The organism is Nonomuraea sp. NPDC050733 (assembly GCF_040654215.1).
Taxonomy (GTDB): domain Bacteria; phylum Actinomycetota; class Actinomycetes; order Streptosporangiales; family Streptosporangiaceae; genus Nonomuraea.
Genome location: NZ_JBFAHO010000002.1, coordinates 506,663 through 520,752 on the forward strand (window position 1 = coordinate 506,663; position 14,090 = coordinate 520,752).

Below are 14,090 nucleotides of genomic sequence, written 5' to 3' on the forward strand. Positions count from 1 at the left end.
GACCCGCGCTCAGCCCGGGGCGCCGGCCGCGTAGAGGACGCCGCGGAGCCCGGGGAGGTGCACGCGGTCGGCGTGCCAGACGAGCCGAAGCTCCAGATCCGGCGCCGGGAACGGCAGCCGGGCGAGCGTGCCGGCCGCGAGCGCGGCGGACACCGCGAAGTCCGGCAGCAGCGCGACCCCCAGGCCCTGCTCGGCCCAGGCGCGCATCACCGGCACCCCGCCCACCAGGAGCCGTTCCGGCCCGGGGCCGATGAGCCAGTCGGCGGCCATGAGGAACGAGCACGCCGGCGCGTTCACCAGGAGCCGTTCGCCGGACAGGTCGTCCGGGGACAGCCGGGAGCGTTCGAGCAGCGGATGGCCGGGAGCGGCGACCAGGACGAGGGGAACGGAGTCGACGTCCAGGAAGGTCAGCGGCGCGGGCGGCGGGGCGAACCCGAGATCGCCCAGCGCCTCGCCCGTGTCGAGGAACAGCGCCGCCTCCAGCCGCCCGGACGTCACGTCGGCGAGAAGGTCGTCGCGGCTCACACTGGGACGCACCTCGACCCGCAGCCCCGGACGGCGCTCGGCCAGCCTGCCCAGCACCCGCGGCACGCACGCGGCGACGATCGTCTCCAGCGCGCCGAGCCGGACGTCCTCCGGCCGCTCGGCCACGTCCCGGCGCGCCTGCTCGGCCTGGTCGAGCAGGTGCCGTGCCCAGCCCTGCAGCCGCCGCCCGGCCCCGGTCAGGAGCATCCCCTTCGGCGTCCGGTCGAACAGCGTCACGCCGAGGGACTTCTCCAGGACGCGGATCTGCTCGGAGACGCTGGACGGGGCCAGGCCGAGGGCGTGCTGCGGCATTCCGAGGAACTTCTGCATGCAGAATGCATGCTAACATGGTGGCATGGGAGTCATTCAGATCCGTGATGTCCCGGAGGAGACCGAGCGGACCCTCAAAACGCGGGCCGAGCGCGTGGGCAAGTCACTGACGGCCTACCTCCGTGACATCCTGAACCAGGAAGCGGCCACGCCGACGCCGGACGAGGTGATGGCCAGGATCGCCGCCGACGAGCCGGTGCCCTACGACCCGGACTTCGTGCGGGAGACGATGCGCGAGGGACGCGGGTGAGCCTGGTCGTCGACGCCTCGATCGTGTTCCGCCTGCTGGCGAACGTGAAAGGCGACGATCTCCTCCGTCAGCGTCTGTCCCGCACGCTGCACGCGCCGGCGTTGATCGACGTCGAGGTCGCGTCGGCGGTGCGTGGACATGTGATCACCAGCAAGCCGGAGGTGCGCATCTCCGAGGCGCGTGGACGCGTCATGCTCGAGCGGTACGCCGAGCTCAGGATCGTCCGCCATCCGATGCGGCCACTCCAGTCACGCGTGCTGGATCTGCGTGACAATCTCACCGCCTACGACGGTATGTACGTGGCGCTCGCGGAGACGCTGGGCGTGCCGCTGCTCACCGACGACGCCAAGTTCGCCGGTTCGACGGGTCACCGAGCCGAGATCCACCGCTACCCGCCGCCCCTGGTGTAGCCGGAGCGTTCGGAGATTCCGAACGCGGGCTTCGGCACCGCCGGTGGAGGGCAGGCGGGGCCGGGCCGGACAGTGGGGCGCATGACTTCCTCCTCCATCGTCGCAGCCCCGCCGGGTCGCGGGCATGCGGCGGCGCTGCTCGGTGTGTCGCTCGGCTACTTCATGCTGCTCCTCGACATGACCGTGCTCTCGGTCGCCGAGCCGGACCTGGCCGTCTCGCTGCGCACCTCCATCGCCGGTCTGCAGTGGGCGACCACCGGCTACACCGTGGTCTTCGGCGCGCTGCTGCTGCGACCTGGCCGGGTAGCGGGCGATCTTCCTGGTGAACGTGCCGATCGGCCTGCTGGTGCTCGCGCTGACCGCCGGGCGGGGCCTGGCGTGCCCGCGCGGCGAGCGGCGGATCGACTGGCCGGCCCAGCTCGCCGCCTGCGCGGTGCTCGCGCTGCTGACCGACGCGCTCATCGCCGCGGGCTCGCGGTCCTGGGCGCACGCGGCCGTCTCCGCCGTCGCCACGGCGCTCGTCGCCCGCGCGTTCGCGGTCCTGGAACGGCGCAGCGACGCCCCCGTCCTCAACCGGCCGCTCCTGGCCAGCGGCGGCGTACGGGCCGGGCTGGCCGCCGGGGCGGCGGTGAGCTTCACCCTGAACGGCAGCCTCTTCGTCCTGCCGTTGCTGCTCCAGCAGGGTCGTCACCTCAGCGCGGTGGCCAGTGGCCTGGCGTTCCTGCCGCTCACGCTGCCGTTCGCGGTCAACCCGCCGCTGACCGGCCGGATCGTCGCCCGTGTCGGCCCCCGCCCGCCGATCCTGGCGGGGCTGGCGCTGCTCGCATGACGGCCGCCGTCTCGCCGCCGCGCCCGAGGGAACGGCCGGGGCCGCCGGAGGGCTGCTCAACGCCGTGCGCCAGACGGGCGCCACGCTCGGGGTCGCCCTCATGGGTGCCTTCGCCGGCCTGGGAACGGTGACCGGCTCCGCGCTCTCGCTCCTGCTGGCGGCCGTGCTGTGCGGGGTGGTCGCGGTCTGGTTCAACCGCGGCCCGGGGGCTCCGCGACGAGCCTGAGCAGCCGCCTGTGCGTGGACGCGAGACGATGCCCGTTAGCTGCACTTACGTGACTGATTGGCGGAGTTGGGTGGTCTCTGGGTGGGCATAAGTGGTGTTGATGAGGAAGCTGGGAATTGCCGGGATCATCGGCGGCCTGCTGCTGACGGCGGGCACCGCCTGCACCCAGACACGCCCCGCGTCCTCCGCCGCAGCGCCGTCCAGCCCCAGGTCGTCCACCACCGGGCGCCCGGCCGGCGCGGGCGGCTGCTCCTCCGGCGGCCTCCGGGTACGGCTCGGCCGGGTGGACGCCGGGGCGGGCAGCCGGTACGCCCCCCTGACCTTCACCAACGTGTCCGGCGCCACCTGCGTCCTGTCCGGCCATCCGGGCATCGCCCTGCTCGACGCGGACGGCGGCCACCTGCCGGTGAGGGTGCGGAACCTGGAGGGCCCGGGCGAGGCCGCGACCCTGGAGCCGGGCGCGAGCGTGCGCTCCGTCCTGCACTGGACGGTCGTGGAGCCGGGATGCGTCAGCCCGGCCGGGCTGCGCGCGACGCCCCCGGGCGGAGGGCCCGGCGTGACCGTCCGCCTCCCGGGAGGTCCGGTGTGCGGCGGGATCGACGTGACCCCGGTGGGCTGACGGTCGGCCGGTCTCCGGTGACGTGGGGCGCTCCCTCCCATGTCGGTCCTTCTGGGCCTAGGCTCGACATGGAAGGGATGCCGTCATGGACATCAACATCATTCTCATCGTGATCGCCTTCTTCGTCGTCGTGGTGGCGCTCAGCAGCGTTCGGGTCGTCAACCAGATCGAACGGGGCATCGTCTTCCGCTTCGGCCGGGCACAGAAGGAGGTCCGGGAGCCCGGACTGAGAGTGCTCATCCCGTTCGCGGAACGGATGAAGAAGGTCAACGTCCAGATCGTCACGATGCCCGTCCCCACGCAGGAGGGCATCACCCGCGACAACGTCTCCGTCCGCGTCGACGCGGTCGCCTACTTCAGGGTCCAGGATCCGCTGCGGGCCTCCATCGAGGTCCAGAACTACCTGTACGCGGTGGAGCAGGTGGCGCAGACGTCGCTGCGCTCGATCATCGGCAAGAGCGAGCTGGACGACCTGCTCACCAACCGTGAGGAGCTGAACAGGGGCCTCGCCCTGATGATCGACAGCCCGGCGCTGGGGTGGGGCATCCACATCGACCGGGTCGAGATCAAGGACGTCCAGCTTCCGGAGACCATGAAGCGCTCCATGTCGCGCCAGGCGGAGGCCGAGCGCGAGCGGCGCTCCCGGGTGATCGTGGCGGACGGGGAGCTGCGGGCCTCCCAGAAGCTCGCCGACGCCTCCGAGATCATGTCGAAGACGCCCGGCGCGTTGCAGCTGCGCCTGCTGCAGACCGTCGTGGAGGTCGCCGCCGAGAAGAACTCCACCCTGATCATGCCGCTGCCGGTGGAGCTGCTGCGCTTCTTCGACCGCGCCGTGCCGGCGGGCGGGGCCGCGGCGCCCCAGATGGAGGCGCCCCAGGTCGAGGCGCCACGGGACGAGGGGCTGCCGGACGAGAGCGGGCAGGCGGAGGTGCCGCAGGGGGAGGAGCCGCCCGCGCTGACGGAGGGCGCCGTGCCCGAGCTGTCCACGCCGCAGCCCCGCGAGGAGCACGCGGGGGACGCCGCGGCTCTGTCCAACTCCAGGCGGCCGGGGGCCTGAGGGCTCGTCACCCGGGGGGAACGGCTGACGCAGCCCCCTACCGGCTGACGCCGTCCGTGCGCCGCTGGAGGAGGTGCAGGTCGGAGGGGCGGGGCAGGCTCTCCCAGTCGCCCTGCGAGGTGACCGCGAACGCGCCCGCCGCGCAGGCCGTGCGCAGCCGCTCCTCGGGGTCGTGGCCCGACAGCCAGCCGGCCAGCCAGCCCGCCGCGAACGCGTCACCGGCCCCGACCGGGTCCACCTCCGTCACCCGGTACGGCTCCGCGTGCCGCACCACGCCGTCGGACAGCTCCAGGGCGCCCTCCGCGCCCGCCTTGACCAGCACGTGCCGGGGGCCGAGGGCGGCGAGGGCGCGGGCCAGCTCGACCGGGTGCTCGATGTCGGCGATCAGTCGGCCCTCGGGCCCGGTGGCGAACAGCACGTCCACGTCCGCGACCGTCTCCCGCAGCCACGCCCCGGCCTCGGCGGGCGACCAGAGCGCCGCCCGGTAGTTGACGTCGAGCGACACGAGCGCACCCGCCGAGCGCGCCAGCGCCATCGCGTGCCGGACGGCCTCGCGGGCGGAGCCGGACAGCGCGGGCGTGATCGCGGACACGTGCAGGACACGGGCGCCGCCGACGAGGTCCGGGTCGAGGTCGCCGGGCGACAGGCGGGAGCCGGCGCTCCCTGCGCGGTAGTAGCGCACGTCCACGAGCTCGGCGGTGCGCCTGCCCTTGATCATCAGACCGGTCGGCGCGCCGTGGTCGGTGATGGCGCGGGCGTCCACGCCCTCGCCCAGCAGCGTGGAGCGGATCAGGTCGCCGAACTCGTCCGCGCCGACCCGGCCCACCCAGGTCGCGCGGTGGCCGAGGCGGGAGACGCCGATCGCGACGTTGGACTCCGCGCCGCCCACCCCGAGGTCGAAGTCACGGGCGAAGCGCAGCGGCCCGGTACGGCGGGCGGCGAACAGCGCCATGGTCTCGCCGAGGGTCACCAGATCCGTGAGGGGGAAGGTCATCGAGGGGTCGCACCCAGCTTTCCGGAGATCCGCGCCGCCGCGGCGGCCACCTGCTGCCCCAGCGCGCGCACCCGTGCCGCGGTGATGCGCGAGGTGAGCCCGGAGACCGAGAGGGCGGCCACCACGGCGCCGGTGTGGTTGAAGATCGGCGCGCCGACGCAGCGCACCTCGGGCTCGTTCTCGCGGTCGTCCACCGCGTAGCCGCGCCGCCTGATGCCGGCCAGCTCCCCGCGCAGCCGTTCGGGGTCGGTGATGGTGTGCCGGGTACGGCTCTCCAGCTCCAGGCCCTCGACCGGGTCGCCGGGCTGGAACGCCAGGAGCGCCTTGCCCACGGCCGTGCAGTGGACAGAGCCGCGGCTGCCGATGCGCGAGGCCATGCGGACGTTCGTCTCGTTCTCCACCTTGTCGATGTAGACGACGTGCGGCGGGTCGTGCACGACCAGGTGGACCGTCTCCCGCACCTCGCTCATCAGCCGGTGCGACTCCTCGGCGGCCACCGCGCGCAGGTCGAGTGTGGCGAGGTACGCCTGGCCGAGACGCAGGGTGCCGTGGCCGAGCCGGTAGGCGCCGCTCCTGCGGTCGCGTTCGAGCAGCCGCGCCTCGACGAGCGGCACGGTGAGCCGCAGCACGGTGCTCTTGGACAGGCCCACGCCCTCGGCGAGCTGGGTCAGGGTCAGGCCGCTGTGCTCGCGTACGTGGTCGAGCACGTCCAGCGCGCGTCGGAGCGACGTCGACTGGTTCCGCTCTGGCACGTCGCCACCCTACGGTTCACGGTCGGGGGCGATCCAGTGTGCAGCACATCGTTCTGCATGGCACAACCCGGAGCGGGCGGAGCCGGGCGGGCGACGACGGAGGGGATCGCGGAGGACTTCCGCGATCCCCTCGGCGTTCCCGGACCGTCAGCGCACGGCCACCCGCGAGGCGGCGGTGCCGCCGCCCGGGGCCAGCCAGCCGGCCACCACGGCCGGATCGGCGCCGAGCGCCCGCGTCAGCGGCACGCTCACGGTCGTGACGCCCTTCCCGCCGACCTTGACGACCCGGGTGCCCGCCGTGCCCTGGGCGTCGCGGACGAACAGGTGCGCCTCACCGGCGCCGCCGGCCCGCAGCGTCACCTTCACCGCGTTCTGGCCTCTGGTGGCGCCGGTCACCCGGCCGCTCTCGGACGCCTTCGCCGCCGGGCCGCCCGCCAGTGGCAGCCCGAGCCGGGCCGCCTGCTCCAGTGACTGCGGCGAGTCCAGGCTCGACAGGCCGGTGGCCGGGATCACCGGGTCGGGCGGCGTCGTGGGCCGTCCCGCCGGCGGCTGGTAGCCGGGCAGCGTCGCGACGCCCCACCGGTACGGGTCACCCTGCACGCCGCCCCACGTCGACCAGCCGATGCGCGTCTGGCCGGTCTTGTCCTGGGTGTCGGAGTCGTACACGAGGATGTTCAGCCCGAGGTGGGCGGGGTCCACCGCGCCCGGCAGCTGCTCCATCGGGATGGCCAGCTCCACGGCGTACGCGCCGGACGACACCTTGGACGCGATCCGCACGCCCGTGGCCGGCCCCTGGTGGTTGTCGGCGTCGCGCAGCGCGCACGGCGGCCCCTCGGCCGTCACCGGCAGCACCGCCGTCTTGAACGTCGTGGAGGTGTTCTCGGAGGTGCCGCGCGGGTCGACCGTCACCTCGACCGCGTCGGTGCGCCAGTGCCGCTTGCAGTCGGAGGCGGCCAGCCGGGTGCCGAGCACGTCGTCCTTGACCTGCACGAGCAGGTGGAGGGTGTCGTCGTGCCAGGCGACCTTGGCCGTGCCGGAGCAGTCGGCCGCCGACGAGCACGCGGTGCCCTCCCAGAGGCGGGAGATGTCCAGGGCCTCGCCGGTGTACTCGCCGTCGCCCTCCGCGCCGTCCACGGCGGGCGCCGAGGCGGCCCGCGGAATGGCCGTCGCGGGGACGAGCTCCAGGGCCGGCCTGGTCACGCTGGAGCCGTCGGAGCTGGTCGTGGTGATCGTGTAGGCGTGGTCACCGCCGTCGTTGGACGTCTTCAGCGAGGTGTCCGTGTTGGTGACCGTGAACGTGACCGTCGCCGACGCCCCGGCGGCCAGCCCGCTGTAGGGCGCCTCCACCCGGTCGGCGGTGAAGCCCGCGGGCAGGTCCAGGCGCACGGTGCCGGACTGCGCCGCGTCGCTGACGTTGGTGACGACGACGCCGACCTGGCGCGACCCGCCGGACGGGAGCGTGAGAACCGGGGTGACCAGGCCGCGAAGCTGCGGCACGCCGACCTCGGCGGCCCACTTCTCGTACTGGCCGACCTGCGGCAGGAGCTGCTGGACGCCGCGCACGGCCGGGCTCACCTCGACCTGCCGGTCGGTGTGGCCGGTGCCCCGCTCGGTCGTGAGCGTCGCGGCGAGCCGCGCCCGGTCACCGGGGGCCGCGCCCTTCGGCGGGGTCACGGTGAACGTCGCCGTGCCGGTGCGTCCCGGCGTGAGCCGGCCCAGGTCGCCGGAGCCGTCGGCCTTCCAGCCGTCGGGCACGCGCAGCGCCACGGTGGAGCGGCCCAGCGGCTCGCGCGGCGGCGCCGTCGCGGTGACCTTGACGGTGAACGCCGCGCCGGGGCGGACGTCGAACGTGCCGGGCCGCAGGTCGAGCAGCGTGCCGAGCGGCACGGCGCCGCTCGCCCGCACCAGCGCGCCGTCGAGGATCGCGGTGGGCGCCGCGGCGGCGGCAGTGCCGGGCTCGGGGAACGGCACCCGCGCGTCCGCCTGGGTGAAGAAGTCGCAGCCGAGCTGGGCCGGGTCGGAGGGCACGTCGGGGAAGACGGCCCAGCCCTGCGAGGCGTACGCGCGCTGGGCGTCGCGCTCGATCGCGGCCCACGTCCGGCCGCCGTGGCTCGCGGAGGGGCGTCCGCTCCACACGCCGTAGACGTTCTGCGCCGGGTTGGCGGGGCGGAAGGTGGCGGCGCAGTCGGGGCCGGTGCGCGACGTGCCGCGCCCGCCGCCGAGGAGCACCCGGGCGGGCGCGTACGGCCGCAGCCCCTCGCGGGTGATCTGCTCCGGGTACGCCCTGGGGTCGGCCGCCGCGTAGAACGCCTGCACGGCCAGGCGCGCGGCCTGCTGGTGGTTGCCGTGGTTGCCGGGGGAGGGCGCGGGGTCCATGGTCAGCAGGATCTCGGGGCGGGTCTGCCGGACGATCCGGACGACCTTCTCCAGCGTGTCGTCGCCCCAGATCCGGGCGGTGAGCGGGGCGCTGACCGTGTAGTAGAAGTCGACGTCGTCGAGGTTGAACACGTCGCGGACCCCGGCCCCGCCGACGGCCGTGCGCTCCTCGGCCTCGCGGATCAGGCCGAGCGCCGGTCCCTCCTCGGGGCCGACGGCGTTGCCGCCGCCCTCGCCCCGGGTGACGGTGACGACGCCGGTGCGCACGTGGTGGTCCTCGTTCCACTGGCCGAGCGTCGAGAGGCTGAACGCCTCGTCGTCGGGGTGGGCGCCGACGAACAGCACGTCGAGGTCCGCCGCCGTCCCTGGGCCGGTCGTGGCCGGGGCCGGGCCGGCCGACGCGGGAGGGGCGGGGGCGAGCGCGAGGACGAGCGCCGCCGCGGCGGTGAGGACCGCCCATCGGCGAGGTGAGGGGGGTGGCGAGGGTCTGCGCAAAGGGACCTCCGGGTGGGTTACTCGCGGACCGCCCCCTGGAGCAGCCCGCGAACGAAGTGACGCTGCAGGAACAGGTAGAACACCACGACCGGCGTGGCCACGATGACCGATCCGGCCGCGAGGAGGGTGAAGCCCGAGGTGTACTGGCCCTGGAAGAAGGCGAGGCCCAGCGGGGCCGTCCGCAGCGACTCGCTGGTCACCATGATCAACGGGATGAGGAACTCGTTCCACGTCCACATGAAGACCAGCACGGTCAAGGTGACGATGGCGGGCCGGGCCGGCGGCACCAGCACCTGCCACAGCGTGCGCCACGTCGAGGCGCCGTCGATGCGGGCGGCCTCGGCGATCGCCCTGCTGCTCGCCCGGAAGTAGGCCCGCATCCAGAACGTGCCGAACGCCACCGACAGCGCCACCTGCGGCAGCGCCACCGACCAGAACGTGTCGATGAGGCCGAGCGTGCGCAGGTCGAAGTAGAGCGGCACCGCGATGGCCTCGCTCGGCATCATGATCCCGAGCATGAACAGGTAGAACAGCACGGTGTGGCCGCGGAAGCGCATGGTGCCGAACGCGTACCCGCTCATGATCGACAGCACCACGCTGACCACCACGACGAACGACGACACGGCGAGGCTGCTGCGCAGGTACGTGCCGAACCGGCCGGCCTCCCAGGCCGCCGTGAAGTTGCCCAGGTGCGGGCCGAACCCCTGCCCGGCCGGGCCCGCGTCGTCCGGGCCGAGCGCGGCGCCGAGGATCGTCACGACGGGGAACAGCGCGAACGCGGCGAACGCCCACAGGATGACGTAGTTCGCCACCCGCTCGGTACGCGAGATCACGACGTCCCCCTGTCGGCCAGCCGGTTGACCGCGAAGGAGATCGCGAAGATGACCACGGTCAGCGTCACGCCGATCGCGGCGGCCGAGCCGACCTGGCCGAGCCCGAAAGCCCGGTGGTAGACCTCGAACGACGGCACCGACGTCGAGTCGCCGGGCCCGCCGCGCGTGGTGACGTACACCAGGTCGAAGGTCCGCAGCGCGGCGATCACCGTCAGCGTCAGCGCGACGGCGATCTCCCCGCGCACCGACGGCAGCGTGACCGCGAAGAACTCCCTGACCGCGCCGGCCCCGTCCAGCCGCGCCGCCTCGTACAGCTCCATCGGCACGCGGCTCATCCCGGCCAGCAGCAGCACGGTCACCAGCCCCGTCTCGAACCACGTGCCCACCACGCCGACGGCCGGCAGCGCGAACGTGTGGTCGCCCAGCCAGCCCCGCGTGAGCCCCTCCAGGCCGAGCGCGCCGAGCACCGCGTTCAGCGTGCCGTCCGGCGCGTACACCCGCCGCCAGGCGACGGCCACCACGACCATGGCCACCACCTGCGGCAGGAACACCACGGTCCGGAAGAACCCGAGCCCGCGCACCTTGGCGTGGTTGAGGATCGCGGCCAGCGTCAGCCCGATGGCCAGCGGGATCACCGCGTAGAACACGATCAGCACCAGCGCGTGGCCGAACCCGGCCCGCAGCCGCTCGTCCGAGAGGATCGCGGTGTAGTTGTCCAGGCCCGCCCACCGGCCGAGGGTGAGACCGTCCCAGTCGTACAGGGAGATCTGCACCGCGCGGCCGATGGGGTAGAGCAGGAACACCGCGTAGACGGCGAACGCCGGCAGCAGGTACAGGTAGGCGATGCGCCTGGGCTCTCCCGGAGGCCGGCCCATGCTCACCCGCCTGCTCACCCGTTGCTCTCCGCGAAGGTCTTGTAGTCCTTCTCCAGCGTGTCGAGGAACTCCTTCGGCGTGACCTTCTTGGCGAGCAGGTCCTGCAGCGCCGCGCCGAGGGTGTCGGCGAAGGTGGGGGTGGCGTAGTCGAGGTACGGCACGAGCCCGTTCTCCTTGGTGGCGGTGCCGAACGCGGTGAAGACGTCCTGCTGGGGCCCGGCCTCGACGCTCTGCTGCCCGGTGTCGGCGACCGGCAGGTTACCGGTGGAGGCGAGCACCTTCATGGCGCCGGCGTTGGTGATGAAGTCGACGTAGGCCGCGGCGGCGTCCGGATGGGGGCTCTTGGCGGTGATCGCGAACGGCAGGCCGGTGCCGCCGGTCGCCACGGGCGGCGCGTCCGGCGTGGCGCCGGGCGGCAGCATGAAGCCGAGGTCCTTGCCGAGGGCCTTCTCCAGGTCGGCCAGCAGCCAGGTGCCGGCGACCAGGAAGACGCCCTGCCCCTTGCCGAACGCCTGCCAGGCCGGGTCGTAGCCCTGGCCGTTGAAGCCCTTCTCGAAGTAGCCCTGGTTCACCCAGCCGACCAGCTCCTCGGCGGCCTTGACGTTCTCCGGCGTGGTCCACGAGGCGCCCTTGCGGCCGAAGGCCAGCGTGGCGATCTGGTCCGCCGGGACGTGGCGGCCCTGCACGGTGCCGAACACGTGGATGGCCGGCCACTTGTCGAGGTTGCCGAGCTGCATGGGCACCTCGCCGGCGGTCTTGGCCTTGGCCAGCGCCGTCTGGAGGTCGGCCCACGTCTTCGGCGGTTCCAGGCCGAGCTTGGTCAGCTTGGCGCGGTTGTAGAAGACGCCGACGACCTCGCCGACCTGGGGCAGGCCGTACAGGTTGCCCTCGCCGAACACCTTGCCGTCGGCGCTGTAGCGGGAGTAGCGCAGCACCGACTCGGGGTAGCGGCTCTTCCAGCCGTACGCGTCGGCGTAGGAGTCCAGCGGCAGGAGCTGGCCGGCCTTGACGAACTGGCCCATCGACGAGCGGCCGTTGTTGGCCTCCACCACGTCGGGCGGCTCGTTGCCGCTCAGCGCCAGGCGCAGCGTGGTGTTGAGGTCGTCGAACGAGCGGGACACCCGCTTCAGCTTGATGTTGGGGTACTTGGCCTCGAACGCGGCGTTGAGCTGCTTCATCTGGGCGGCCTGCCCGCCGCGCACCTCCTGGTCCCAGACGGTGAGCGTCACATCGCCCAGGGACCCGGCGTCGGTGCGCACGGCCGAGGGAGCCGGCTGGTCGGGGGTCGGCGCGGGCGGGGCCGAGGAGCCGGGCGCGCACGCGGTGGCGGCGAGGGCCAGGACACCGGCCGCGAGCGCGGCGAGCGCGCCCCGCCTCCGCGGAGCGCGGTGGCCTCGCGTCCGGCCCTCACGCGTCGGGGTGATCATGGTGCTACTCCTTCTGAACGGGCACGCGCGGCGCGGCCGGTACGTCGGGCTCGGTGGGCGCCTCCGGAGCGGGCTTCTCCAGGTCGGCGTGCCGGGCAATCGTGGCGGCGGCCCGGCGCACCGCGCCCACCGGGACGGCCGGCACGAGCCGGTCCAGGAAGGCGTACCGGCGGGCCAGCGAGTCGCCGTAGGCGCCGCCGCTCCCGGCCGCGCCCCGCACCCCGTGCCACCAGTCCGCGATGTCGCCCCAGCCCGGCGCGGCCAGCGACCCGCCGAACTGCTGGACGGCCAGCGCGGCGCACACCCCGGCGAACGCCAGCCGGTCGGCCAGCGGCCACCCGCGCAGGGTGCCGAGCACGATGCCGGCGCCGAAGACGTCGCCGGCGCCGGTCGGGTCGAGGGCCCGCACCCGGGGGGCGGGCACGTACGCCTCCTCGCCGGTCGTCGAGTCGATGGCCATGGCCCCGTTCGCGCCGTCCGTGACGACGGCCAGCGGCACCTTGTCGGCGATGGCGTACAGAGCGTCGCGCGGGTTGTCGGTGCCGGTGTAGGCCATCGCCTCGACCGCGTTCGGCATGAAGGCGTGGCAGACCGAGAGCTGGTCCAGCAGCGACCGCGGCCAGGCGCCCGACGGGTCCCAGCCCACGTCGGCGAAGATCAGGGCGCCCTCGCGATGGGCCAGGTCGGCCCAGTTGCACGTGGCGCCGGGCGGCGCGCCGAGCGGCTCCTCGGCGGAGAGCGTCGCGATCACGGCCCGCGACCGGGGCGGCTTGCCGATCATGTCGGAGGCCGACATGGGCGCGGGATGGCCGTGGGTCACCATGCTCCGGTCGCGGTCGACGGCCATGGAGACGGTCACCGGCGTGTGCCAGTGCTCGAACCGCCGCGACTTGGACAGGTCCACCGCCTCCTGCTCGGCGAGCGTGCGCCAGCAGAAGTCACCGTAGTCGTCGTCGCCGAACGCGGCGGCCAGCGACGTGCGCAGGCCCAGCCGGCTGGTGGCGATGGCGAGGTTGGCGATGCCTCCCGGACACGAGCCCATGCCCTCGGCCCACGTCTCGGTGCCGGCGGCGGGCATCGCGGGCAGGCCGGTGAACACGATGTCGAGGAAGACGGTGCCCGCTAGGAAGACGTCGAACTGCGGGGCCCCTGGGCTCCGCTGATCGGCGAGAGGGTCGTACGCCTGGGCAGACACGGGTATGAGACCTCCTCGACAGACCGAGATGTGCGCAATCTTGCACGTTTACTCGCGTACATCAAGTGTTTCGTGTGAGTAAATGGTAGAAGATGCTCGTTCATGCGCGTGTTTGACTGTTAGAATCCGATCGTGCTCCAGCACCTCAGGCATGCGGAGATCATGCGCCGTGTCCGGCTCTCGGGGGCGACCAGCGTCCGTGACCTGGCGGCGCAGCTGGGCGTGAGCCCGTCCACCATCCGTCGCGACCTGGAGGTGCTCGACCGCGACGGCACGCTCCGGCGCGTGCGCGGGGGAGCCCTGGCGGGCGCCGACGCCGACGCCGACCGGCCCTTCGCCGAGGTGGCCGTCGTCGACGAGCAGGACAAGGAGGCCGTGGCAGCGCGCGCCGCGACGCTTGTCGGCGACGGCGATGTCGTCCTGCTCGACATCGGCACGACCACGATGCGGCTGGCCTGCCGGCTGCGCGGGCGCCGCGTCACCGTGGTCACCTCCAGCCTCGCCGTCCTCGACGTGCTCCGCGACGACCCGGTGGTCGAGCTGCTGCTGCTCGGCGGGATGCTGCGCCGGCCGTACCACTCGCTGGTCGGCGTGCTCACCGAGGAGGCGCTCGGACAGGTGTGCGCGGACCGGGTGTTCCTGGGAGGGAGCGGGGTCCGCGCGGACGGCCAGCTCGTGGACACCACCCTCGCCGAGGTGCCGCTGAAGCGCGCGATGATCGCCGCGGCCGGGCAGGTGGTGCTGGTGGTGGACCGGCACAAGTTCCCCGGCACGGGGGCACTGCGGGTGTGCGGGCCGGATGACGTCGACGTGCTCGTCACCAACGAGGGCGCCGACCCGTCCACGCTGCGCGCCTGCGCGGACGCCGGCGCCGAGATCCTGCTCGCATGACGAGCC

The 14,090-nt window shown here is 73.6% G+C and carries 15 protein-coding genes; 7 read left to right on the plus strand and 8 right to left on the minus strand.

The features are described from left to right. Positions 1–9 precede the first annotated feature (9 nt). The gene (locus tag AB0H64_RS05825; protein ID WP_357620508.1) at positions 10–855 is read right to left on the minus strand and encodes a LysR family transcriptional regulator; all 846 of its coding nucleotides are present in this window, start codon (positions 853–855) and stop codon (positions 10–12) included. Positions 856–880: 25 nt separating this feature from the next. On the opposite strand from AB0H64_RS05825, the gene AB0H64_RS05830 reads away from it, so the two are divergent. The 6 genes from AB0H64_RS05830 (at position 881) to AB0H64_RS05855 (ending at position 4,246) form a co-directional block, all read left to right on the plus strand. Then, entirely contained in the window at positions 881–1,105 is a 225-nt protein-coding gene (locus AB0H64_RS05830) for a hypothetical protein (RefSeq protein WP_357620510.1), read from the plus strand. Next, positions 1,102–1,515 (plus strand): type II toxin-antitoxin system VapC family toxin, encoded by a 414-nt coding sequence (locus AB0H64_RS05835; RefSeq protein WP_357620512.1) that lies wholly within the window; start codon positions 1,102–1,104, stop codon positions 1,513–1,515. Before AB0H64_RS05830 ends, AB0H64_RS05835 begins: the two co-directional genes overlap by 4 nt. A gap of 322 nt (positions 1,516–1,837) precedes the next feature. Further along, positions 1,838–2,344: a hypothetical protein gene (locus AB0H64_RS05840; RefSeq protein WP_357620514.1), complete on the plus strand. Its 507-nt coding sequence runs from the start codon at positions 1,838–1,840 to the stop codon at positions 2,342–2,344. A gap of 64 nt (positions 2,345–2,408) precedes the next feature. Then, positions 2,409–2,570 (plus strand): hypothetical protein, encoded by a 162-nt coding sequence (locus tag AB0H64_RS05845; protein WP_357620516.1) that lies wholly within the window; start codon positions 2,409–2,411, stop codon positions 2,568–2,570. Positions 2,571–2,670: 100 nt separating this feature from the next. Next, a complete protein-coding gene (locus AB0H64_RS05850; RefSeq protein WP_357620518.1) occupies positions 2,671–3,189 on the plus strand; it encodes a DUF4232 domain-containing protein in 519 nt (172 codons plus the stop codon). An 85-nt stretch (positions 3,190–3,274) separates the two neighbouring features. Next, the gene (locus AB0H64_RS05855; RefSeq protein WP_357620520.1) at positions 3,275–4,246 is read left to right on the plus strand and encodes a slipin family protein; all 972 of its coding nucleotides are present in this window, start codon (positions 3,275–3,277) and stop codon (positions 4,244–4,246) included. 37 nt (positions 4,247–4,283) lie between these two features. Here AB0H64_RS05855 and AB0H64_RS05860 read toward each other — a convergent pair whose 3' ends face one another. The 7 genes from AB0H64_RS05860 to AB0H64_RS05890 form a co-directional block, all read right to left on the minus strand. Then, complete coding sequence (locus tag AB0H64_RS05860; RefSeq protein ID WP_357620522.1) at positions 4,284–5,240, minus strand: sugar kinase; 957 nt, start codon at positions 5,238–5,240, stop codon at positions 4,284–4,286. Next, the gene (locus AB0H64_RS05865) at positions 5,237–5,992 is read right to left on the minus strand and encodes an IclR family transcriptional regulator (protein WP_357620524.1); all 756 of its coding nucleotides are present in this window, start codon (positions 5,990–5,992) and stop codon (positions 5,237–5,239) included. The genes AB0H64_RS05860 and AB0H64_RS05865 overlap by 4 nt, the downstream gene beginning before the upstream one ends. 147 nt (positions 5,993–6,139) lie before the next feature. Continuing rightward, positions 6,140–8,863, minus strand: coding sequence for a sugar-binding protein (locus tag AB0H64_RS05870; RefSeq protein ID WP_357620526.1), 2,724 nt, complete (start codon positions 8,861–8,863; stop codon positions 6,140–6,142). A gap of 17 nt (positions 8,864–8,880) precedes the next feature. Further along, a complete protein-coding gene (locus AB0H64_RS05875; protein WP_357620528.1) occupies positions 8,881–9,696 on the minus strand; it encodes a carbohydrate ABC transporter permease in 816 nt (271 codons plus the stop codon). After that, positions 9,693–10,589: a sugar ABC transporter permease gene (locus AB0H64_RS05880; RefSeq protein ID WP_357620530.1), complete on the minus strand. Its 897-nt coding sequence runs from the start codon at positions 10,587–10,589 to the stop codon at positions 9,693–9,695. Before AB0H64_RS05880 ends, AB0H64_RS05875 begins: the two co-directional genes overlap by 4 nt. Next, on the minus strand, positions 10,586–11,998 hold the full coding sequence (locus AB0H64_RS05885) for an extracellular solute-binding protein (protein WP_357620532.1): 1,413 nt from the start codon (positions 11,996–11,998) through the stop codon (positions 10,586–10,588). Before AB0H64_RS05885 ends, AB0H64_RS05880 begins: the two co-directional genes overlap by 4 nt. Positions 11,999–12,002: 4 nt before the next feature. Then, complete coding sequence (locus AB0H64_RS05890; protein WP_357620534.1) at positions 12,003–13,193, minus strand: carbohydrate kinase family protein; 1,191 nt, start codon at positions 13,191–13,193, stop codon at positions 12,003–12,005. Between the two features lie 132 nt (positions 13,194–13,325). On the opposite strand from AB0H64_RS05890, the gene AB0H64_RS05895 reads away from it, so the two are divergent. After that, positions 13,326–14,084 carry a DeoR/GlpR family DNA-binding transcription regulator gene (locus AB0H64_RS05895; RefSeq protein ID WP_357620536.1) on the plus strand — a complete coding sequence of 253 codons (759 nt, stop codon included), beginning with the start codon at positions 13,326–13,328 and terminating at the stop codon, positions 14,082–14,084. Positions 14,085–14,090 lie beyond the last annotated feature (6 nt).